This window comes from Microbacterium telephonicum (genome assembly GCF_003651225.1).
In the GTDB taxonomy this organism is placed as follows: Bacteria; Actinomycetota; Actinomycetes; order Actinomycetales; family Microbacteriaceae; genus Microbacterium; species Microbacterium telephonicum.
On the sequence record NZ_RCDB01000003.1, the window covers coordinates 759,669 to 781,992 of the forward strand.

General features: G+C 71.8%; 18 protein-coding genes. 7 read left to right on the forward strand and 11 right to left on the reverse strand.

Annotated features, from left to right (window positions below; translation table 11 throughout):
* Window positions 1-44 precede the first annotated feature (44 nt).
* From rpoB to C7474_RS13145, 3 genes are all read right to left on the reverse strand, one after another.
* Window positions 45-3,545, reverse strand: a complete 3,501-nt coding sequence (rpoB, locus tag C7474_RS13135; protein WP_121060554.1) for a DNA-directed RNA polymerase subunit beta — start codon at window positions 3,543-3,545, stop codon at window positions 45-47.
* 235 nt (window positions 3,546-3,780) lie between these two features.
* Entirely contained in the window at window positions 3,781-5,427 is a 1,647-nt protein-coding gene (locus tag C7474_RS13140) for a 5-oxoprolinase subunit B/C family protein (protein WP_199692453.1), read from the reverse strand.
* 5 nt (window positions 5,428-5,432) lie between these two features.
* Window positions 5,433-6,188: a 5-oxoprolinase subunit PxpA gene (locus C7474_RS13145; protein WP_121060556.1), complete on the reverse strand. Its 756-nt coding sequence runs from the start codon at window positions 6,186-6,188 to the stop codon at window positions 5,433-5,435.
* 242 nt (window positions 6,189-6,430) lie between these two features.
* Here C7474_RS13145 and C7474_RS13150 point away from each other — a divergent pair, with 242 nt between their 5' ends.
* The 3 genes from C7474_RS13150 (at window position 6,431) to C7474_RS13160 (ending at window position 8,436) form a co-directional block, all read left to right on the forward strand.
* Complete coding sequence (locus C7474_RS13150; protein ID WP_121060558.1) at window positions 6,431-7,294, forward strand: spermidine synthase; 864 nt, start codon at window positions 6,431-6,433, stop codon at window positions 7,292-7,294.
* Window positions 7,295-7,395: 101 nt separating this feature from the next.
* Window positions 7,396-7,917 carry a hypothetical protein gene (locus tag C7474_RS13155; RefSeq protein WP_121060781.1) on the forward strand — a complete coding sequence of 174 codons (522 nt, stop codon included), beginning with the start codon at window positions 7,396-7,398 and terminating at the stop codon, window positions 7,915-7,917.
* Window positions 7,918-7,947: 30 nt separating this feature from the next.
* Window positions 7,948-8,436, forward strand: coding sequence for a SprT-like domain-containing protein (locus C7474_RS13160; protein ID WP_121060560.1), 489 nt, complete (start codon window positions 7,948-7,950; stop codon window positions 8,434-8,436).
* A 62-nt stretch (window positions 8,437-8,498) separates the two neighbouring features.
* Here the strand turns inward: C7474_RS13160 and C7474_RS13165 are convergent, their stop codons facing one another.
* Window positions 8,499-9,134, reverse strand: coding sequence for a 2-phosphosulfolactate phosphatase (locus C7474_RS13165; RefSeq protein WP_121060562.1), 636 nt, complete (start codon window positions 9,132-9,134; stop codon window positions 8,499-8,501).
* Between the two features lie 64 nt (window positions 9,135-9,198).
* Window positions 9,199-11,703, reverse strand: a complete 2,505-nt coding sequence (locus C7474_RS13170; RefSeq protein ID WP_241965244.1) for a glycoside hydrolase family 3 C-terminal domain-containing protein — start codon at window positions 11,701-11,703, stop codon at window positions 9,199-9,201.
* A 71-nt stretch (window positions 11,704-11,774) separates the two neighbouring features.
* Here C7474_RS13170 and C7474_RS13175 point away from each other — a divergent pair, with 71 nt between their 5' ends.
* The gene (locus tag C7474_RS13175) at window positions 11,775-12,299 is read left to right on the forward strand and encodes a hypothetical protein (protein WP_121060564.1); all 525 of its coding nucleotides are present in this window, start codon (window positions 11,775-11,777) and stop codon (window positions 12,297-12,299) included.
* A 186-nt stretch (window positions 12,300-12,485) separates the two neighbouring features.
* Here C7474_RS13175 and C7474_RS13180 read toward each other — a convergent pair whose 3' ends face one another.
* The 5 genes from C7474_RS13180 to C7474_RS13200 all read right to left on the reverse strand — a co-directional run bounded on the left by C7474_RS13180 (window position 12,486) and on the right by C7474_RS13200 (window position 17,344).
* A complete protein-coding gene (locus C7474_RS13180; RefSeq protein ID WP_121060566.1) occupies window positions 12,486-13,976 on the reverse strand; it encodes an ABC transporter permease in 1,491 nt (496 codons plus the stop codon).
* A complete protein-coding gene (locus tag C7474_RS13185; RefSeq protein ID WP_121060568.1) occupies window positions 13,973-14,773 on the reverse strand; it encodes an ABC transporter ATP-binding protein in 801 nt (266 codons plus the stop codon). The genes C7474_RS13180 and C7474_RS13185 overlap by 4 nt, the downstream gene beginning before the upstream one ends.
* A 236-nt stretch (window positions 14,774-15,009) precedes the next feature.
* Window positions 15,010-15,654 (reverse strand): response regulator, encoded by a 645-nt coding sequence (locus tag C7474_RS13190; RefSeq protein ID WP_121060570.1) that lies wholly within the window; start codon window positions 15,652-15,654, stop codon window positions 15,010-15,012.
* On the reverse strand, window positions 15,651-16,814 hold the full coding sequence (locus C7474_RS13195; RefSeq protein ID WP_241965245.1) for a sensor histidine kinase: 1,164 nt from the start codon (window positions 16,812-16,814) through the stop codon (window positions 15,651-15,653). Before C7474_RS13195 ends, C7474_RS13190 begins: the two co-directional genes overlap by 4 nt.
* A 71-nt stretch (window positions 16,815-16,885) precedes the next feature.
* Window positions 16,886-17,344: an Lrp/AsnC family transcriptional regulator gene (locus C7474_RS13200; protein ID WP_121060572.1), complete on the reverse strand. Its 459-nt coding sequence runs from the start codon at window positions 17,342-17,344 to the stop codon at window positions 16,886-16,888.
* An 86-nt stretch (window positions 17,345-17,430) separates the two neighbouring features.
* Between C7474_RS13200 and C7474_RS13205 the strand changes: the two genes are divergently transcribed.
* The gene (locus tag C7474_RS13205; RefSeq protein ID WP_121060574.1) at window positions 17,431-18,858 is read left to right on the forward strand and encodes a DUF6421 family protein; all 1,428 of its coding nucleotides are present in this window, start codon (window positions 17,431-17,433) and stop codon (window positions 18,856-18,858) included.
* Between the two features lie 12 nt (window positions 18,859-18,870).
* Here the strand turns inward: C7474_RS13205 and C7474_RS13210 are convergent, their stop codons facing one another.
* Window positions 18,871-20,340: an MFS transporter gene (locus tag C7474_RS13210; protein ID WP_121060576.1), complete on the reverse strand. Its 1,470-nt coding sequence runs from the start codon at window positions 20,338-20,340 to the stop codon at window positions 18,871-18,873.
* A 56-nt stretch (window positions 20,341-20,396) separates the two neighbouring features.
* Here C7474_RS13210 and C7474_RS13215 point away from each other — a divergent pair, with 56 nt between their 5' ends.
* Entirely contained in the window at window positions 20,397-21,101 is a 705-nt protein-coding gene (locus tag C7474_RS13215; RefSeq protein WP_121060579.1) for an SDR family NAD(P)-dependent oxidoreductase, read from the forward strand.
* Window positions 21,102-21,112: 11 nt separating this feature from the next.
* Window positions 21,113-22,183 carry a threonine aldolase family protein gene (locus C7474_RS13220; protein ID WP_121060580.1) on the forward strand — a complete coding sequence of 357 codons (1,071 nt, stop codon included), beginning with the start codon at window positions 21,113-21,115 and terminating at the stop codon, window positions 22,181-22,183.
* Window positions 22,184-22,324 lie beyond the last annotated feature (141 nt).

Consider the following 22,324-nt stretch of genomic DNA (forward strand, 5'->3'; position numbering starts at 1 on the left):
TTCTCAGTTCTCCTGTGTCGAAATTCTTAAGAGGGCCGGCCGGGTCAGATCTCGTCGATCGACGAGGACTCGAAACGGCTGGAGATGTTGATGCCGAGCTCCTCCGCCGCGCGGAAGGCCTCGTCGTCGGTGTCGCGCAGGTTGACCTGGGTGCCGTCGGCCGCGAGGACCTCGACGTTCAGGCAGAGCGACTGCATCTCCTTCATGAGCACCTTGAAGGACTCGGGGATGCCGGGCTCCTGGATGTTCTCGCCCTTGACGATCGCCTCGTAGACCTTGACGCGGCCCACGATGTCGTCGGACTTGATCGTGAGGAGCTCCTGGAGCGCGTACGCGGCGCCGTAGGCCTCGAGGGCCCACACCTCCATCTCACCGAAGCGCTGGCCGCCGAACTGCGCCTTACCACCGAGCGGCTGCTGGGTGATCATCGAGTACGGGCCGGTGGAGCGCGCGTGGATCTTGTCGTCCACGAGGTGGTGCAGCTTCAGGATGTACATGTAGCCGACCGAGATCGGAGCCGGGAACGGGTCGCCCGTGCGGCCGTCGAAGAGGATCGTCTTGCCCGAGCCGCCGATGAGGCGGTCGCCGTCGCGGTTGGGGAGCGTCGAGTCGAGCAGACCGACGATCTCCTCCTCGCGCGCACCGTCGAACACCGGGGTGGCGACCTTCGTGCCGGGGACGGCCTCGCGGGCGGCCTCGGGCAGGTCCTTGGCCCACTCCGGGTCGCCCTCGACCTTCCAGCCCTGCTTCGCGATCCACCCGAGGTGGGTCTCGAGCACCTGGCCGAAGTTCATTCGACCCGGGATGCCGAGCGGGTTGAGCACGACGTCGACGGGGGTGCCGTCGGCGAGGAAGGGCATGTCCTCGACGGGGAGGATCTTCGCGATGACGCCCTTGTTGCCGTGACGGCCGGCGAGCTTGTCGCCCTCGGTGATCTTGCGCTTCTGGGCGATGTAGACCACGACGCGGCGGTTGACGCCCGAGCCGAGCTCGTCGTCGCCGTCCTCGGCGTTGAACTCCTTGACGGCGATGATCGTGCCCTGCTCGCCGTGGGGCACCTTCAGCGAGGTGTCACGGACTTCGCGGCTCTTCTCGTTGAAGATCGCGCGCAGCAGGCGCTCCTCGGCCGACAGCTCGGTCTCGCCCTTGGGCGTGACCTTGCCGACGAGGATGTCGCCGGGACGCACCTCGGCGCCGATGCGGATGATGCCGCGCTCGTCGAGGTCCTTCAGCAGGTCGGGGCTGACGTTGGGGAGGTCACGGGTGATCTCCTCCTTGCCGAGCTTGGTGTCGCGCGCGTCGACCTCGTACTCCTCGATGTGGATCGAGGAGAGCGTGTCGTTCTTGACGAGCTCCTGGCTGAGGATGATGGCGTCCTCGAAGTTGTGGCCCTCCCACGTCATGAAGGCGACGAGGAGGTTCTTGCCGATGGCCAGCTCGCCGTTCTCGGTGGCCGGGCCGTCGGCGAGGACCTCGCCGACCTCGACACGGTCGCCCGCCGAGACGATGACGCGCTGGTTGTAGGAGTTGCCCTGGTTGGAGCGGTCGAACTTGCGCAGGAAGTAGTCCTGCGTGCCGCCCTCGTCCAGCTGCACGGTCACGACGTCGGCCGAGACCTCGAGCACGACACCGGCCTTCTCGGCGGTGACGACGTCACCGGCGTCGATGGCGGCGTAGCCCTCCATACCCGTGCCCACGAACGGCGAGTCGCTGCGCAGCAGCGGCACGGCCTGACGCTGCATGTTCGCACCCATGAGGGCGCGGTTCGCGTCGTCGTGCTCGAGGAAGGGGATGAGCGACGTGCCGACCGACACCATCTGGCGCGGCGAGACGTCCATGTAGCCGATCTCGTCGGCGTGGAACAGGTCGACCTCGCCACCCTGGCCGCGGCGGGCGAGCACGCGGTCGCTGGCGAACGAGCCGTCGGAGGTGAGCTCGACACCGGCCTGGGCGACGATGTAGTCGGCCTCCTGCGAGGCGGTCAGGTAGTCGATGTTGTCGGTGACCTTGCCGTTCTCGACACGGCGGTACGGCGTCTCGATGAAGCCGAACGCGTTGATGCGCGCGAACGAGGCGAGCGAGCCGATGAGGCCGATGTTCGGGCCTTCCGGGGTCTCGATCGGGCACATGCGGCCGTAGTGCGACGGGTGGACGTCACGGACCTCGACGCCGGCACGCTCACGCGAGAGACCGCCGGGGCCGAGCGCCGACAGGCGGCGCTTGTGGGTCAGACCCGCGAGCGGGTTGTTCTGGTCCATGAACTGCGACAGCTGCGAGGTGCCGAAGAACTCCTTGATCGCGGCCACGACGGGGCGCACGTTGATCAGGGTCTGCGGCGTGATCGCCTCGATGTCCTGCGTGGTCATGCGCTCGCGGACGACGCGCTCCATGCGCGACAGACCGGTGCGGACCTGGTTCTGGATGAGCTCGCCGACGGCGCGGATGCGACGGTTGCCGAAGTTGTCGATGTCGTCGACGTCGAGACGGATCTCGGCGGCCTTGCCGTCGCGCGTGCCGGTGATGCTGGCGTCGCCGCGGTGCAGCGCGACGAGGTACTTGATCGTCGCGACGATGTCTTCGACCGTGAGCACGGAGTCGGAGAGAGGGCCCTCCAGGCCGAGCTTCTGGTTGATCTTGTACCGGCCGACCTTGGCGAGGTCGTAGCGCTTCGGGTTGAAGTAGAAGTTGTCCAGCAGCGCGCGGGCGGCCTCGGCGGCGACCTGCTCGCCCGGACGGAGCTTGCGGTAGATGTCGCGGAGCGCGTCCTCCTTGGTGAGGATCGTGTCCTTGCTGAGGGTGTCCTCGATCGACTCGTAGCCGGCGAACTCGCTCAGGATGTCCTCGCTGGACAGGCCGAGGGCCTTGAGGAACACGGTCACCGACTGCTTGCGCTTGCGGTCGATGCGCACGCCGACCTGGTCGCGCTTGTCGATCTCGAACTCGAGCCAGGCGCCGCGGCTGGGGATGACGCGCGCCGAGACGATGTCCTTGTCGGAGGTCTTGTCGGCCGTCTTGTCGAAGTAGACGCCGGGCGAACGGACGAGCTGCGACACGACGACGCGCTCGGTGCCGTTGATGATGAAGGTGCCCTTGCCGGTCTGGAGCGGGAAGTCGCCCATGAAGACCGTCTGGGTCTTGATCTCGCCGGTGAGGTGGTTCATGAACTCGGCCTCGACGTACAGCGGGGCGGCGTAGGTCTTGCCGCGCTCCTTGCACTCCTCGATCGAGTACTTCTCGGGCTCGAGGTAGGGGTTCGTGAACGAGAGCTGCATGGTCTCGCCGAGGTCCTCGATGGGCGAGATCTCCTCGAAGATCTCCTCGAGACCGCTCGTGCCGGGCACGTCGGTGCGGCCGTCGGCCTGCGCCTGGGCGACACGGGCCTTCCATGCCTCGTTGCCGACGAGCCAGTCGAACGACTCGGTCTGCAGCGCCAGCAGGTCGGGGACCGTGAGCGTGTCGGTGATCTTCGCGAACGACAGACGCGATGCGCCGCGGCCGTTCTTGGGGGTGGTGGTGGGGTTGGTTGCGTTGCGCGCAGCAGCCAAGGGGATTACCTCCGTGGGCCCGGGGCGGGCCGGTTCCTTGTCGTCAGGTGGAGTGCTCCCTGGTCCATCACCTGCGGCACCACCCGTCATCGTCGGAACGGGGCGCAGGCACAAGCCGACCACCATATGAAGGCAAGGGGGACGGGAGCGCAACTACCCACTATACGTGTCGTGACACGCCATGTCCAGCGCGATCCTTGACGAGTTCCGCGAGGTGCGGTATAACCCTGTGGTCCTACCTCAAGGTGGCGTGCCGGAAGCGGATGCGGGTGCCCGGCCGCGCCTGCGCGAGGGCGTCGCGCGCGGCATCCGTCACCACCGCGATGACGGGATAGCCACCCGTGACCGGGCCGTCGGGCCCGAGGATGACGGGCAGCCCGCTCGGCGGGATCTGGATCGCGCCCGGCAGCATCCCCTCGCTCGGCAGCTCCCCGTCACGCGCCCGTTCGAGCGGAGCGCCGTCGAGGCGGATGCCGACCCGGTCGGCGGCGGCGGAGACCGTCCACGTCTGCTCGAACAGGGCGCCGCGGGCGGCATCCGTGAACCACGCGGCGCGCGGCCCCGGAGCCAGCGGCACCTCGAGCACGGCGTCCTCGGGCGGCGCCCAGGGGTGGAGGTCGAGGGGTGGGACGGGGACGACGGGATCGCCGGCCAGGGCGACGACCGCGCCCGGAGCCAGCGGCGGGGGGCCGAGGCCGGAGAGCGTGTCGGCGGACCGGGAGCCGACCGCGGGGCGCGCGTCGACGCCGCCGCGGACGGCGAGGTAGACCCGCGCGCCGTGCGCCGCGAGGTCGATGCGCAGGTCGGTACCGGCGGGCCAGGGCGCGGCGGTGTACGGGTCGACGGGATGTCCGTCGATGCGGATGGGCGCCCACGCGCCGGTGACCGCGACCCAGAGGTCGGTGCGGGCGCGGGCGGCGAATCCGCCCAGGGTGATCTCGAGTGCGGCCGCATCCTCGGGGTTGCCGACGAGGCGGTGGGCGGTGCGCAGGGCCGCGCGGTCCGCCGCCCCCGAGACGGCGATGCCCTCCGCGAGCCGGCCGGGCCGCCCGAGGTCCTGGACCGTCGCGCGCGGCCCGGTGGTCAGCACCTCGAACGCGGGGGCGGGCGTGGGGTCGGGGATGGGCACGGGGTCGGGGCTGTCGGGGCGGTGAGAGTGCACCTCGGCGCCGAGGGCGCGGGTGGCGCCCGTCGCCTCGGCCGCGGGTTGTTCTCTCACGGATGCGGGGGCGGCGGGCGCCGGAGGTGCGGGGGCGATCGGGACGAAGCGGACGCGGGCGCCGGGCGTCAGCAGGGCGGGCGGGTCGGCATCCGGGTCGAACAAGGCGGCGGGGGTCGTGCCGATGAGCTGCCAGCCGCCCGGGGTCTCGCGCGGGTAGGCACCGGCGAACGGTCCGGCGAGGCCGACGGCGCCGGCCGGCACGCGGGTGCGCGGGGAGGCGAGGCGCGGAACGTCGAAGGGCCAGTCGTCGCTGACGAGGTAGCCGAAGCCGGGGGCGAATCCGGTGAACGCGACGGTCCAGACGGCGGCGGCGTGCCGGGCGACGAGTGCCTCCGGCGACAGCCCCAGTAGATCGGCGAGGTCCCCGAGGTCGGCGCCGTCGTAGACGACGGGCAGCTCGACGGTCGGAGCGGGCGCGCTGGTGGCGGCGGTGTGCGGATCGGTTGCGGCGATCCAGGCGCGCGCGGCGGCCAGGGAGAGACGGACGGGATCGACGTGCACGAGAACCGTGCGGGCCGCGGGCACGAGGTCGACCACACCGGCGGGACGGTCGGCGGCCAGTGCCGCGTGCAGGGCGATCACCGCGGCGAGGGAGTCGACCTCGGCCAAGACGGCGCGGTCGCCGAACGGCAGGATCCGCACCGTGTCGCGTCGGGGCACGGGGCTCACCACGGTGCGGCGATCCGGATGCCGTCGGCGACGAGCGCGGCGCGCACCGCGCGGGCCATTGCGACGGCGCCGGGCGAGTCGCCGTGGACGCACAGCGAGACGGCGTCGGCGGGGACGAGCGTGCCGTCGACCGCCGCGACCACGCGCTCGCGCACGAGGCGGACGGCGCGGGCCGCCACTTCGTCGGGGTCGTGCAGCAGCGCGCCCGGGTCGGAGCGCGGCACGAGGGCGCCGTCCGGGAGATAGCCGCGATCGAGGAAGGCCTCGCCGCGGAACGGCAGCCCGGCTGCGGCGGCCGCGGCGACGATCTCGCCCGGAAGACCGAGCACCGGGAGCGGGCGACCCAGGCGCGCCGAGAGGTCGGCGACGGCGGCGGCGACCGCATCCGCCTGCGCCCGGTCGTCGCGCACCGCGTGGTAGAGCGCTCCGTGCGGCTTGACGTAGCGGATGTCGGCACCGGCGGCGGCGAGCGCGGACAGTTGCGTCGAGACGCTGCTCCGCAGGTCGGCGGGGTCGAGGGCCTGACGGGTGCGGCCGAAGCCGGCGCGGTCGGGGTAGGACGGGTGCGCGCCGATCGTCACGCCGGCGTGGGCGGCGCGGGCGACCGCATCCGCCATCGACGCGGCGTCGCCGGCGTGCCCACCGCACGCGACACTGGCGCTGGAGACGACGGCGAACATCGCCGCGTCGTCGGCCGTCGGCACGCCGTCGACGGACTCGCCGAGGTCCGCGTTCAGGTCGATGGCCGCCATGCGTCCACGGTAGCGGGGCGGATGCGGGAGGGGACCGTGCCGCAACTCCTCCAGATCGCGGCCGCAGGGGGTCTTTCGGCGCCGGATCGCGCCTCTCCGGACCGAAGTGGAGGAGTTGGGGCGGCGGGCGGGTTCACTACTCCGGAGAATCTGGCGCGGAAATGCCCGAAGGGGCCGCATCCGAGACTGCGGCGCCCAGATCTCCGGAATTATGGACAGAGCGGCGCCGATAACGTGGAGGCATGGCCCGCGCGCACGTCGAAGAACCACCCCCTCAGGTGCGGCTGGGCGACGGCACGATCGCGAAGGTCGTGCCGAGCCGGTTCGCGTCGGGCTGGGAGCTCGACGTCGACGGCACCCCGCAGTCGCACGTCGACCTCGACGACCCGACGCACCTGCACTTCGAGTACGTCGCGCGCATGGGCGCCGTCATCGACCGACTGCGGATGCCGGGCCAGCCGCTGACGGCGGTGCACCTGGGCGCGGGGGCCCTCACCCTCCCCCGCTACATCGCGCACACCCGCCCCGGCTCGCGTCAGCAGGTGGTGGAGCTGGAGCAGCCGCTCGTCGACCTCGTCCGCAGCGCCCTGCCGCTGCCGCGCGACGCGCAGGTACGCGTGCGGATCGGCGACGCGAGGGACGTCGCCGGGCGGCTCCCCGCCGGGCTCACCGGCGTCGTCGACCTCGTGGTGTCCGACGTGTTCGCGGGCGCGCAGACACCGGCGCACCTCACGAGCGTCGAGTACTTCCGCGTGCTCACCCGCCTGCTCGCCCCCGACGGCATGCTGCTTGTCAACGTCGCCGACGGCGCCGGGCTCGCCTTCGCACGCCGCGAGGTCGCGACGATCCGCGACGTGCTCCCCCACGTGATCGTGCTCGCCGAGGTGCAGACCCTCAAAGGCCGCCGCTTCGGCAACCTCGTCATCGCGGCGTCCGCGGCGCCCCTTCCCACCGAGTGGCTGCCTCGCCTGATGGCCGCCGGCCCCCACCCCGCCAAAGTCGCCCAGGGCGCCGAGATCGACGAGTTCGTGCGGGGCGCGCGACCGGTGACGGATGCCGACGCCCTCGCGTCGCCGAAGCCCGCATCCTCGATCTTCGACGTCTGACCGCAGCCCGGACCTCGGCCTCTCGGCGTGCCCCCGGCCGATTCGGAGGCACCCCGGGTGACACTGGGGAGGCGAGCCTCGTGGGGGCGAAGGGAGTCACGGTGAGCTACATCCTCGGTTACGACCCGGAGACCCTGCGGGAGCAGGTCGACCTGGCGCGCTGCCACGAGCGACTCGAGGAACTCGGCGACCAGCGCAGCCTCGCGGCGCTGCTCGAGCGCGTATGGCTGCTGAAGGTGCAGGGACGACTGGACGACGCCCTCGCCGTGTCGGAGCAGTCGGTGCGGGTCGCGCGCATGGCGGGTCCGCGCAAGGACTTGCTGCGGGCGCGCATCCTGCACGCCACCGTCCTGCAGTTCCGCGGCGCGTACGCGGCCGCCGAGCAGGAGCTCACCACCTGCGCCGACGAGGCCGAGGGGCAGGGCTGGGCGGCGCTGGCCGCCTTCGCGCTGCAGCATCGCGGCAAGGTGCACTTCGACGCCGGCGACTTCGACGCGGCCCGCGCGGATTTCAAGCGCACCCTGTTCCTGCGTCAGGAGTCGGGGGCGCCGGAGGACCAGTTGGAGTCGACCCTCCTCGCGATCGAGGCCGCCGACCACCGGCGCAGCCGCGTCGCGAGCTGAGTGTCGTAGGTTTGTTCTAGCGTTCCGGGCATGTCAGAACCTGCTCACGTCCGCCGGGAGGCGGAGCTGCTCATCGCGACCCATCTGGATGCCGGGTGGACGTTCGCGTTCGACAACGCCAAGCGCCGTGCCGGCGCGTGCGACTACACGCGTCAGCGGATCACGGTCTCGCGCTACCTGTCGGCCCGCTACGACGACGAGACGAACCGGCAGACACTGCTGCACGAGGTCGCCCACGCTTTGGCGGGCGCCCAGGCCGCGCACGGTCCGCGCTGGAAGCGCATCGCCCTGTCGCTCGGCTACACCGGCGGCACCACGCATCACGGCGAGACCGCGACCGAGCTGGCCCCCTGGGTGGGGACGTGTCCGAACGGCCACGTCGCGTATCGACATCGCCGCACGACACGCGCGACCTCATGCGCGAGGTGCTCGCCGCGGTTCGATGACCGCTACCTGTTCCGGTGGGCCAAGCGCGAGATCACGACGGCGACACGGCTGTCGGCGATGACCCCGCGCTGACGGGGAACACGTCGGCGCGGGGGCCGGCTCAGACGACGGACGGCTCCGGTGGCGACTCCGGCTCAGGCGGCGACGAAGGCGCCGCCCTGCAGCATCGGCGCGACGTCGACGGCGTCGATCTCGGCCGCGGCGAGCACCTCGTGGCGCAGGTCGCGTCCGACGAGCTCCTGACCCGACGCGGATGCCGTCAGCAGGTGCCGGACGGCGCCGCGCAGTCCGCGGAACGATTCGCAGGCGGCGGCCGCCTCGGGAGAGGTGTGGTCGATGCCGAGCGCGCCGAGGGCGTCGATGATCGCGCCGGCGCCGAGCTGATCCTCGACGGCGACGCGCACGGGACCCCCACGGCCGTCGCGCTCGCCCGCGGCGATGACCGAGATCGAGGTGCGTGCCGCACGCCGCGTCTGCTCGGCGAGTACCGCCCTGGCGACGGCGGACGCGTTGCGCAGACTCCCGAGCAGCACCACCGTGCCGTCATGTGCCGCAGCGGCCGCGGTGATGGCCGCACCGTTGAGCGACGTCGCGTGCGCACCCGAGTCGAGACGGGCCGGGATGCCGGCGGCGACGGCATCCGCGATGCTCGTCGAGAACCGCAGCACGTCGACCACGACGACGATGTCGGCGGGTGCGAGTCGGGCGAGGCCGTCGATCCCCCACTCGAAGCGCACCTGGTAGCGGGACTGGTCGAAGGGGGAGGTCACCGGTTCAGGGTACGCGCCGGCCGCCGGCGGGCCGCCGGTGAAAACGGCCCGCCGACGTCGTCGCTCACGCCCGTGCGTCGACGACGGGGGCGAGGGCCAGCACGAGTCGCAGCACGTTGCGGGCGGTGCGCTGCAGCTCGCCGAGCGTGATGCCGCCCTCCTGAGCGAACGACGCGAGGATCGTCTCGTCGGCGTACGCCTGGGGCCCCTCGTCGGTCTTCACGCCGCCCGGCATGAGCACATCCACCTGCGCGCGCACGCGGTACGCGTTGTCGGCGAGCGCCGGGAAGTCCGGGTCGACGGCATCCTCCATCCACCAGTCGGTGATGACGGCACCCTCGTAACCCCACTCCCCGCGCAGGATCGTGGTGACCAGATCGTGGTGGTAGTGCGACCAGACGCCGTTGACCTTGTTGTACGACGTCATGAGCGCGCGCGGCGACGCCTCGCGGAGGCAGAGCTCGAAGCCGCGCAGGTAGATCTCCCGCAGCGCCCGCTCCGACAGCCGCGAGTCGTTGCGGGTGCGGTTGGTCTCCTGGTTGTTCACGGCGAAGTGCTTGGGGCAGGCAGCCACGCCGACCGACTGCACGCCTTGCACGACCGCGGCCGCGGTGAGACCGGTGACGAGCGGGTCCTCCGAGAAGTACTCGAAGTTGCGGCCGCACAGCGGGTCGCGGTGGATGTTCATGCCCGGGCTCAGCAGCACGTCGGAGCCCTTGCGCACCATCTCCTCGCCGTGGCGGGCGGTGAGCTCACGCACGAGCGCCGGGTTCCACGTCGAGGCCAGCGCCGTGCCGCACGGCAGCAGCGACGCGTAGGCGGAGACGCGGATGCCGGACGGTCCGTCGGTGGTCGTGACGGGGCGGACGCCCTTCTCGCGCAGGGATTCCGACACGCCTCCGAGCACGCCGGCATTGCCGGGCACGCCGAGCGGGCTGTGCATCGTGACGTCGCCACGGGCCAGCAGGGACAGCTCCTCGACGCTCAGCTGTGCGACGAACGCGTCGAGCGACGCGGCGCCGGCCGCCACGTCATCGAGACGGATGCCGAGATCGCCGGTCGGGGTGATCTCGGCGGGGAGGGTGTCGAGGATACGCTCGCGCCGCGAGACGGTCGCGGTGGGCACGTCCTCATAGGCGACGACGGCTGCACCGTCCGCATCCGCCCTGCGCACCATGCGGGTGAACGGGTGGGCGGGCGAGGCGGCGGCGGCCTCGGTCACCTCGCGGACGACCTGCAGCTCCGGCAGCGTCACGGTAAATGCGGGCGCCGCCGAGCGCACGTCGGTGCCGACGTGGAAGACGTGATCGCCCGCCTCCAGCACCCATGCGCTGCGGTGGCCGGTGACCCCGGAGTCGTCGTACGAGGCCAGGTCGTCGAGGGCGAACTCGACGGTGACGCGCTCGCTCTCGCCGGGCGCGAGCAGGCCCGTCTTCGCGAAGCCGGCGAGGCGCCGCACGGGCTGCGACAAGGCGCCCTGCGGGGAGGCGACGTAGACCTGCACGGTCTCCTTGCCCGCATGTTCGGCGCCCGTGTTGGTCACCTCGGCGACGATGCGCACGCGACCGGCATCCGTCGCCGCGTCGACGACCGCGACGGCGAACGTCGAGTACCCCAGGCCGAATCCGAACGGATACTGCACCTTGTCGGGGGCGAACGTCTCGAAGTAGCGGTAGCCGACGAAGATGTCCTCGCGGTAGTGGTTGTGGTCGGGGTCACCGAAGTTCTCGGCGCTCGGATAGTCCGCGTACGACCAGGCGATGGTGTCGGTGAGCTTGCCACTGGGCGAGACCTCACCCGAGAGCACCGCGGCGACGGCGCGCGCGCCCTCCATGCCGCCCTGCCACGCATAGAGCACGGACCCGATGCGCTCCCCGTAGCCGGCGACCCACGACAGGTCCATGACGTTGCCGGCGTCGATGACGACGACCGTCCGCGCGAACGCGGACGTCACGGCGTCGAGCATCGCGCGCTCGTCGGCGGTGAGGTGGAAGCTCCCGTCCTCGAGCGTCGACTCGCGGGCCTCGCCCGCGGCCCGTCCGAGCACGACGACCGCGGTGCGTGCCCGCGAGGCGGCGGCGGAGACGACCTCGGACGCCAGCGGCATCTCGGCGAAGTGGTGCGGCCACTGACCCCAGGTGCCGTCGAGCTTCGGACGGTTCTCGGCGGACCAGGCGGAGTACACGGCGGCGAGGTCGTCGTCGACGCGGACCCCGGCATCCCGCAGCGCCGACAGCAGATTCCAGATGTAGGGGACCTTGACGTCGCCGCCCGAGCCGTACCCGACGGCGAACCAGTCGATCTGCACACGGCCGAACACGGCGACGGCCTGCTCGCCGCCCAGGGGAAGCGTGCCGTCGTTGGCCAGCAGCACGACGCCCTCCGTCGCGGCCTCGCGCGCCAGGGCGGCGAGGGCGGGGTCGAGCGTGGGGTCGGTGTCGAGCAGCAGGGTCGAGATCTGCGCGACGGACTCGACGGGAGCGACGGAGTGGGAGCGGTCGCCGGATTCGATGGCGGGAGAAAGGGGCATGAGGATCCAGTCGTGGGAGCGGTTCCACAAGTATGCCATCGAAACGATTCGAAGTGGGAGCGGGTTTCCTCGGGTTCCCGCGCGGCGGCAGCTGATGTGAGACTGGGCCCATGCGCGTGATGCTGAAACTGGTGATCGACTGCGATGCGGATGCCGCGTGGCGCGCGCTGCACTCGCCTCGTGCCGTCGCCGAGCTGTACGGTCCGCTGCTGCAGCTCGAACCGCTCGCCGCGGGCGGACTGCCGACCCGGCTGGAGCCGGGAGCCGATGTCCCGGTGCGCATGCGCGCGGCCGGAATGGCGCTCGGCGATCAGCTCATCCACGTGAGCGATCGCCATGTCGACAGCTCCGACGGTCCCGTGCGGATCATGCGCGACAGCGGCATCCCCCTCACCGGTCCGCTCGCGGCGCTCGACGTGTGGGACCACCAGCTCGCCGTCGCCCCGGCACCGGGTGACCCCGCGCGCACCCTGTGGCGCGAACGGCTCGTGATCGGGGGCGCCACGGCCCCCGCGCTGTGGCCCGTGCTCTGGGGCGTCTGGCAGTGGCGGGGCTCCCGCATCCGCACGCTCGCCCCGACGTGGGCGCACGATCCCGAGCCGGCTGAGGCGGTGGAGGGCGCCGCTGCCGAGTGAGGCAGGTGTGGTGCTGGGGGTGGTGTCACACGAACGGTCGGTTCTCAGGTTCGGAGGCGACGCTTCGCGGGACTCGGATGCGGGGCGTGTCACGCGAACGGCGCCTTCTGGGCCGCCGGGGCGACACTTCGCGTGACATGCTCGGCACGGCGGGTGCAGGCGGCGGCAGGCAGGTCCGCTGCCTGACTACTCGGCGAGGGCGGCGACGGGAGTCACGCGGGTGGCGAGCCGCGTCGGGGTGACGGCGGCCAGTGCGGTCAGCAGCGCCGTGGCGACCATGACACCCAGAATGGTGAGCCACGGCATCCCGGGGGCGACGAAGGTCGGCGACGACCAGTCCGGCGGGATCTGGACCGAGCCCAGCAGCGACTGCGCGCCCGCCCAGCCGTAGGCGACACCGAGCACCAGCCCGAATGCGAGGGAGGTCACCGTGACGTGGACCGCCTCCAGCAGGACGACGCGCCGCACCTGGCCGGAGCTGAGTCCGAGCGCGCGCAGCAGTCCGAGTTCGCGGCGCCGCTGGACGACGCCGATCGTGAGCAGGTTGACGAGGCCGACCGCCGCGATGACGGCCGAGACGCCGACGAGCCCCATCATGATGCCCGTGAAGGTGTCGAGGATCTGCGCCATCTCCGCCGGCAGCTCACCTCCGCCCGACGCGGCGATGACGCCCTTCACGCTCTCGTTCGCGACCGCGAACATCGTCACGAGCGCGACGCCCATGACCACCCCGATCGCCATGCGGCTCGAGCGCTCGGGATAGCGCAGGGCGTTCTCGGCCGCGAGTCGTGCGGGCACCGACGAACCGAACGCGCGTCCGGTGAAGCGCAGCAACGGCGGCATGACGTGCACGGCGCCCAGGGTGAGCCCGGTGAACGAGAACAACCCTCCGGCGAAGGCGACGACCACGCCGAGCGGCGAAAGCAGCCCCACGAGGATGCCGACTCCCAGCAGTGCGACGCCCGCGACGACGAGCAGGCCGGCAGCGATCGCGCGACCGCGGGAGGCGGTGACCTCGTCGTGCGTGCGGGGGGTCGAACCGGCGAGCGCCTGGAGCGGCGTGACGGTGAGCACCCGACGCGACCCCACCCACGCGGACAGCCCCGTCGTCACGGCGACCACGACGGCGGGCGCGAGCAGCGTCGGCTGCACCAGGGCGAAGGCGACATCGAGCGAGGTGACCGCTTCGACCACCGCGACCAGCAGCGCCGCCGCCCCGGTTCCGAGCACCAAGCCCAGCACGGCGCCGACGACACCGACGACAAGTCCCTGTCGGGCGATCTCCGCCCGCTGCGACCGCGCCGAGGCGCCGATGAGCCGCAGGAGCGCGATGCGCCGCGTGCGCCCGGCGACGATCGTGGCGAAGGTGTTGGCGGTCACGATCGAGGCCACGTACACGGCCACACCGAGCAGCAGCACGCTCAGGATGCCGACCACCGCCGCGACGGTCTCGCCGCCCCCGATGTACGGATCGCTCTGGAGCCAAGCTCCCAGGAACCCGGTCGCGCTCAGCAGCAGCACGCCGAAGGCCGTCGAGATGGCCGCGACGAGCACCGTCGCCCCCATGCCGCGCTCCCGCATCCAGTCGAGCCCGCGACGGCGGCGGGCGGATGCCGGGCGCAACATTCCCGTGGGCCGGGCGGCGTCGACGGCGGATGCGGACGTGACGGCGCTCATGCGCCGACCTCGACATCCGCGGCGGCGGCCGCTTCCGCACCCATCGTCTCGGCGGCGAGCATGTGCGCCGAGATCTGCTCGGCGCTCTGCCGCGGCTTGTCGGCGACGAGGCGTCCGTCGCCGAGGAACAGCACACGGTCGGCGGCGGCCGCCGCGATCGGGTCGTGGGTGACCATCGCGATGGACTGGCCGTGCTCACGGCTGGCGGCGGCCAGCAGCGACAGCACCTCGCGGCCGCTGCGGGAGTCGAGGTTGCCGGTCGGCTCGTCGGCGAAGACGAGATCGGGGGCGGTCGCGAGCGCCCGGGCGATCGCGACGCGCTGCTGCTGACCCCCCGAGAGTTCGTGCGGCCGATGCGCCAGACGCGCGCCGAGCCCCAGCGTCTCGATAAGTCCGTCGATGCGGCCGCGCTGGATCGCACTCGGACGCCGGCCGTCGAGGTCGAAAGGCAGCAGGATGTTGCCGATCGCGTCGAGGGTGGGCACCAGGTTGAACGACTGGAAGACGAAGCCGACGCGGCGGCGGCGAAGGATGGTCAGCTCGAGGTCGGACAGGCCCGTGATCTCGGTGTCGCCGATCCACGCGCGTCCCGAGGTCGGCGCGTCGAGGCCGGCCATGATGTGCATCAGCGTCGACTTGCCGGAGCCGGACGGTCCCATGATCGCGGTGAACTCGCCGCGGCGGATGCCCACGGTCACCTCGTCGAGCGCGCGCACGCCGCTCTCGCCGCCGCCGTAGGTCTTCGTCAGTCGCTGCACACGGGCAGCGAGGCCCATTTCGCTCGTCGTGATCTCCATGTGTCCGACGCTACGGACGGCGCGGGGCGTCGCCATCCGTCGGCGGTCGCGGGCGTATACATCGCGAGGATGATCCCGGTGCCGACGGGGTTCGGGCGTTTCGACTCGCTCCGCTCGCTCAACGACCGGTCGGCGTCGGGGCGTTTCGACTCGCTCCGCTCGCTCAACGACCGGTCGGGGTGCAGCGTCCGGTCGTTGAGCGAGGAGCGCAGCGACGAGTCGAAACGCCCCGAGCGTCAGGCGAGGTTGTGCTCGAACGCGAAGACGACGAGCTGCACGCGGTCGCGCAGCCCGAGCTTCATGAGGATGCGGCTGATGTGCGTCTTCACGGTCGCCTCGGAGAGGAACTCGCGTGCGGCGATCTCGCCGTTGGACAGGCCCCGGGCGGCGAGCGCGAAGATCTCCCGCTCCCGCTCCGTCAGCGTCTCGTAGTCGGCGGGCACCTCGCGGGTCGGGGCCGAGAAGTGCGCGAACAGGTCCCGCGTGGCCGCGGCGGCGATCACCGACGAGCCGGCGTGCACCGTGCGCACCGCCGCGAGCAGGAATTCGGGGTCGGCATCCTTGAGCAGGAAGCCGCTCGCGCCCTGCCTGATCGCCTTCGCGGCGGCCTCGTCGAGGTCGAAAGTCGTCAGCATCACGACCCTCGGCGGGTCGGGCTGCTCGAGCAGGGCGGCGGTCGCGGTCAGTCCGTCCATGACCGGCATCCGAATGTCCATGAGGACGACATCCGGCGCGGTCTGGGCGACCACGCGCAGGCCCTCGGCGCCGTCCCCGGCCTCACCGACCACTTCGAGGTCGGGCTGCGAGTCGATCACCATGCGGATGCCGGCGCGGAACAGCGCCTGGTCGTCGACGAGGACGACGCGGATCGGGGCGCTCACGCGACGCTCCGGATCGGCAGGGTGGCCACGACGGCGAAATCCGAGCCATCCGGGGCGGCGGTGAGCGCTCCCCCGACGAGCGCGGCGCGCTCCCCCATCCCGACCAGCCCGTGACCGTGGCCGCTCGCGGCCGCCGCCGGTCGCGTCGTCAAGGAGTTGCGCACATCGAGTTCCACCCGGTCAGGATGCCACGACAGCCCCACCCGCACCGTTCCCGGGCCGCCGTGCCGCAGCGCATTGGTCAGGGCCTCCTGCAGGATGCGGTACACCGCCAGCTGCACCGCCGCGGGCGGATCGCCCTGTGGCGCGGGGTCGACGTCGACCCGCAGGTCCACGCCGGCCGCCCGCACCTGACCGTAGAGGGCCTCGAGGTCGGCGAGCGTCGGCTGCGGCCCGTCGGCCTGGGAATGCCGCAGCTGGGTGAGCAGCAGACGCACATCCGACAGCGCCGACCGCGCCGTCGACGATATCGTGCCGAGCGCGCGGGTTGCCGCATCCGGATCGGCCGCGGCGGCGTACCGCGCCCCGTCGGCCTGCGCGATGACGACCGCGAGCGAATGCGCGACGACGTCGTGCATGTCGCGGGCGATGCGCACCCGCTCCTGTTCGGCCGCGGCATCCGCCTCGGCCCGCACCTGGGCGGCCCGGTTCGCGCGCGCCCGGATGCCGGTGCGCACCAGCGCGCCGATCGTCCAGGCGAGGCCGAGACCGAACAGCGCCGCGATGAGCACGGCGATCGCGGTGGCGACATCCGACAGCGCGGGGCCCGTGGACCAGATCACGAGCGGCGCGAACAGGTAGCCGACGATGACGATCGCACCCACGAACACCGAGGCGAATCCGGCCCAGAAGGTGCGACGGCCACCGTAGGCCGCGGTCGCGAACAGCGCGACGAACACCGGGATGTCCGTGGGACTCGGATCGCGACCGAAGGCCATCTGCACGATCGCGCCCGCCCACGCGGCCGACAGCGCCAGAGCCGGTGAGACCGAGGTGAACGCGAGGCTCGTGGCCATCGCGAGCACGAACAGGGTCGTCGACAGCCCGTTGAACGCGAGCATGCGGCCGGCTTCGAGCTCCGGGAAGAACGCGATGACCGCGAAGATCCCGGCGAAGACGACACTCGCGATCAGGCTGCGGCGCGGGACGTCTCGGAACACGCTTCGACGCTACGCGAGACGCCGGTCGACGGCATCCGCCCGGAGATGTATCCGCGGCGCCGAGCACGCGCTCACGCGGGGATCGCGGCGCGCCCCTCGAAGAAGGTCTGCAGGACGACCGTGGTGCGGGTGTTGACGGATGCCGCCTGCCGGATGTCGCGGATGAGGGTCTCGAGGTCGCGCGGCGAGGCGACCCGCACGAAGAGCATGTACGCCGCCTGCCCCGCGATCGAGTGGCAGGCCTCGATCTGCGGCAGGTGCACGAGCAGTTCCGGCGCGTTGTCGGGTTGGGCGGGGTCGAGCGGGGTGATCTCGACGAACGCCGACAGCGGCATTCCGACGGCGTCGGGATCGATGACGGCGCGGTAGCCGACGATCGCGCCGCGTGCCTCGAGCCGCTTCACCCGCGCCTGCACCGCCGACACCGACAGCCCCGTGGCCGCGGCGAGGTGGGCGAGCGTCGCCCGGCCGTCGTCGGCGACCAGGCGCAGGAGGCAGAGGTCGAGGTCGTCGGGAGCGGAGGTGGGCACACCAGGACGATACCGGAATTCTTCCGGCGCTAGGGGTTTGCATCCGCAGGAATTCCTAGAATCGCGGGCGAGGAAAGGATACGACGATGACGCTCACCGCTCCGCACCCGGCACCGCGCCGCGCCGATCTCGCACAGCACCCCGACTGGCTCGCCCTGAAGGAGGCCGCCACCGCCCTGCAGGACCTGCAGGCTCAGGACGGCTCCGTGCCCGACGCCGGCGACCACGCCGCGGCCGGCGGCCATCTCGCCACGATCGTCGCCGCGATCGACGCCCTCGCCCCCACCTTCCCGCACGACGCCGCCTACCTCGCCGCGCTCACCGCCGACTTCCGCCGGTGGGAGGCGGCGGGTTTCGGGGTGCCTGACTTCCTCGACTCCCTCGTCGCGTTCCAGCCGCAGCGCGATCGCGTCGACGGGCTCCCCCATCTCGTCGTGTTCCCCATGTACACGCAGAACGGCTCCCGCCGCCGCCTCGTCGAAGCGGTGCTGTGCGAGGTCATCTGGCCGGAGTTCATCGACCGGCTCGAAACCGAGTACACCAACGGCCTGTTCGTCTCGCTCCGGCTCATCGACTTCACCCCCGGCTACGACACCGACTCGGCCGTGCTGTTCCCCGAGACCGTCGCGATGCGCGAGGTCCCGACGTTCACGTGGGGCGCGATCTTCCAGGACCGCGAGGCCGCGCGCTACCGGCGCGTCGTGGCCGCGGCATCCGCGATCACCAAGCTCGACCTACCGGAGGCGGCGGCCCGGATGCTGGACGACCAGGCTCTCGCGGAGAAGACGTTCGTGATGTGGGATCTCATCCACGACCGCACCCACATGCGCGGCGACCTGCCGTTCGACCCGTTCATGATCAAGCAGCGCATGCCGTTCTTCCTGTACTCGCTCGAGGAGCTGCGGTGCGATCTGACGGCGTTCCGCGAGAGCGTGCGCATCGGGGAGCGCCTCGCCGCCGCCCGCGACGCCGGGACCGCGCTCGACGATGCCGAGGCGGAGATGCTCGAGCATGCGGCACTGGTGCAGTACGCCGTCGTGTTCGATCGGATCTTCCGGTTCGCGATCACCGGCACCCGCGTACGCAACTACGACGGCCTCGGCGGGCAGCTGCTGTTCGCGTGGCTGCACCAGCGCGGCGTGCTGCACTGGACCGACACCGCGCTCGCCTTCGACTGGGACGCCGTGCCGGATGCCGTCGTGGTGCTCGCCGACGCGATCGACGAGCTGTACTGGCGCTCGATCGACCGGCCGAAGACGGCGCACTGGCTCGCCGCCTACGACCTCGTGCGCTCGGTCCTGACCCCGCACCCCGCCTCGCGCTGGGCGCGCGGGCTGCCCGACGACGTTCTCGCCGGGCCGCCGTCGGGGTTTACCGACGCCGTGCTCGACGACGAGTTCCCACTGTCGATGTTCTACGAGGCGCTCGAGAAGAAGATGCGCACCGTGATCTCCTCGACGGCCGGGATCACCGGTGCCACGCCGAGCGGACCGACCCCGGTCGCACCCGCCTGACCCACCGGGCCCTCACCGGTGTTCGACGTCGGTCACTCCCGCACGCGTGCGCGTCTCGGGGCCGGGCGCCTCGGCGACCGGGACGGATGCGGGCTGGTCGGCGTATTCGGCCGACAACGTGCGGTAGGCCTTCGTCGTGAACGCCAGGGCCGCGATCGCGATCATGATGATGCCCGCGAAGAAGAACACGAGCGCGATCCCGCGGGCCTCGCCGTCGCCGAGCAGCCATCCCCAGGTGCGGGCTCCGGCATCCGAGTCCATGAAGGGGATGAGCCAGAACTGGGCGAGCGGCGCGATGAGGAAGGCCGTGACCGGGGCGGCGGCGGCCTCGAAGGCCTGCGCGAACCCGAACACGCGCCCCTGCGTCTCATAGGGCACGATCTTCTGGATGACGGTCTGCTCGCTCGCCTCGATCACCGGAATGAGGCACATGTACGCCCAGATGCCGACGACGTACAGCCAGCCCCACTCGCGGATCGTGAACAGCGACCCGAGGGCGCCCATCACCATGACGAACAGCAGCATGGTGCGGATCGGATTGCGCCCGAGGCCGAACTTGGCGATGAGCGCGCCGCCGATGATGAAGCCCGTCGCCGTCACGCCGAGGATGACGCCCCACCACTCCACCGGGAACAGCTCGAGCCCGTACGGGTCCATCAGCGCCATGTAGACACCGCCGACGAGGTTGTTGAGCATCGAGAAGAGGATGAGGGCGAACAGACCGCCGACGGCCGACACGGCGCGCCAGCTGCCGCGCAGGTCGACGAGCGGCGCCTTCTCGGCGGGAGCCGCCGGCTCGGGCTCGGGGATGCGGATGAACAGCAGGTGGAGGAAGGCGAGGACGGTGAACGCGATCGCCAGGGCGAGCGTCCACCCCATGCCGAGCAGCCCCACCGACAGTCCGCTGAAGACGCTCGTCACCATGAACGCGAGGCCCTGCACCGTGCCGACGAGGCCGTTGGCGTTCGCGTGCCGCTCCACCGGCACGAGCAGGGTCACCGTCGTCGACAGCGCGATGTTGCGGAGGTTCTCGATGACCGCACCGGCGAGCAGGATCGTCGAGAACAGCCAGAACCACGGCTGACCCAGGTCGCTGAGCGCCTGCTCGCCGAGCGCGATCCACATGCCCCCGCAGACGACGAACGCCGCGAGGGTGACCAGCCCCGACATCAGCATGACCCGGTGCTTGCGGTGCCGGTCGACGACGGTGCCGAAGACCATGCCGAACAGCGCGATGAGCAGCATGTAGGCGCCGCCGATGATGCCCGTCGCGAGCACCGACTGCGTCTGGAGGTACGCCCAGAACGTGAGGGCGAACCAGAGGAAGCTCGTCGTCACGTTGGCCACGGCGGTGTTGATCAGCACCTGCAGGAACACGCGCTGACCGCCCGGCGGCGCCAGGTCGGCGCTCGCAGCGTCGGGAGTCGACGCTGCGGCGCCCGGAGGCGGGTCGGCCGACCGCCCCCCGGTGTGGTCGGTCATGCGGCGAGGATAACCCGGTCCCCCGACATCGGTAACCCCGATGGGAGGATGGCGCCATGGACGACCCCGTGACCGGACGCACGATCCTGCCCGGACGAACGATCCTGCTGAGCGGCGGCACGAGCCGGGCCGGTGCCGTCGTCGCCGCAGCGGGCCTCGCCGCCGGTGCGACCGTCCTGGTCGCCGGTCGCGACCCGCACAAACTCGACCGGCTGCGCGCCGAAGTCGCCGGGATCGCGACCTTCCGGTGCGACCTCACCGACGAGGCCGACGTCGACGCGCTCCGGTCCGCCGTGCACGCCGCCCATGGCGCGGTCGACGGCATCCTGCACCTCGTCGGAGGATGGCGCGGCGGCGGGGGCCTCGCGGGCCAGACCGAGACCGACTACCGCGCGCTCGAGACCTCGCTGACCGCGCTGCGCCTGGTGAGCCGCGCGTTCGACGCCGATCTGCGGGCATCGGATGCCGGCCGCGAGGCGATCGTCTCGTCGACGGCGGTCGCCCGGCCGCTCGCGGGCGGTGCGAACTACGCGGCCGTCAAGGCGGCGTGCGAAGCGTGGACGAGGGCGGTCGCGCAGGGCTTCGCGAAGGCCGCACGCGACGCCGACGAGCCGCAGCGCGCCGCCGCGGTCATCTTCCGCGTGCGCGCGCTGGCGGGGCTCGAGCAGACGCTCGCCGACGCGTTCCTGGGCCTGTGGTCGGCGTCCGCGGCCGACCTCGGAACCGAGCCCGTCGAACTCGGCGCGGGCACCCCGAACTAGGCTGGACACTCGTGACCCCACTGCATGACACCGGCATCCGCAGCTTCGCCAGCGACAACTACTCGGGGGTCCACCCCGAGGTGCTCGCCGCGATCGGGGCCGCCAACGACGGACACCAGGTCGCGTACGGCGACGACCTCTACACGGCGCACCTGCAGGAGCTGTTCGTCCGCCAGTTCGGCGAAGGCGTCGAGGCGTTCCCGGTCTTCAACGGCACCGGCGCCAACGTCGTCGGCCTGCAGTCGATGCTCCCCCGCTGGGGCGCGGTCGTGGCCGCGACGACGGCGCACATCAACGTCGATGAGGGCGGCGCCCCCGAGCGCGTGGCGGGCATCAAGATCCTCGGCGTGCCCACCGACGACGGCAAGCTCACCCCGGAGCTCATCGACCGGGAGGCGTGGGGCTGGGGCGACGAGCACCGCGCCCAGCCGCTCGTGGTCTCGATCACGCAGACCACCGAGCTCGGCACCCTCTACACGCCCGACGAGATCCGCGCGATCGCCGACCACATCCACCCGCTCGGCATGCGACTGCACCTCGACGGGGCCCGCATCTCCAACGCCGCCGCGGCCCTCGACCTGCCGCTGCGCGCCTTCACACGCGATGCCGGCGTCGACGTCGTGAGCTTCGGCGGCACGAAGAACGGGGCGCTCGGCGCCGAGGCGATCGTCGTGCTCGAGCCCGCGGCATCCACCGGCCTCACCTACCTGCGCAAGCTCAACATGCAGTTGGGCAGCAAGATGCGCTTCATCTCGGCACAGCTGATCGCACTGCTCGAGGACGACCTGTTCCTGCGCAATGCCCGCCACGCCAACGCGATGGCCGCCAAGCTGCGTGCCGACGTCGAGGCGGGGCTTGCGAGCGGCTCGGTCGCGGGCGTCGCGTTCACGCAGCCGACGCAGTCCAACGGCGTCTTCGCGAGCCTGCCCGACGGAATCGCCGACGCCCTGCGCGAGAGCTTCCGCTTCTACGACTGGGATGCCGCGAAGAACGAGGTGCGCTGGATGTGCTCGTTCGACACGCAGCCCGCCGACGTCGACGCGTTCGTCGCCGAGCTCGGCCGCCTCACGACCGCGCGCTGACCGCGGCGCTCCGGCACGCGAGTTCGCCGGCTGCCCGCCGAGATCGCCGGCTCCGCGCCGAGATCGCCGGCGATCTCGCGGCGGAAGCGCCGAACTCGCGGCCTGAGCGCCGAGGTCGGCGCGCGGGCGTGCCGATCGGCG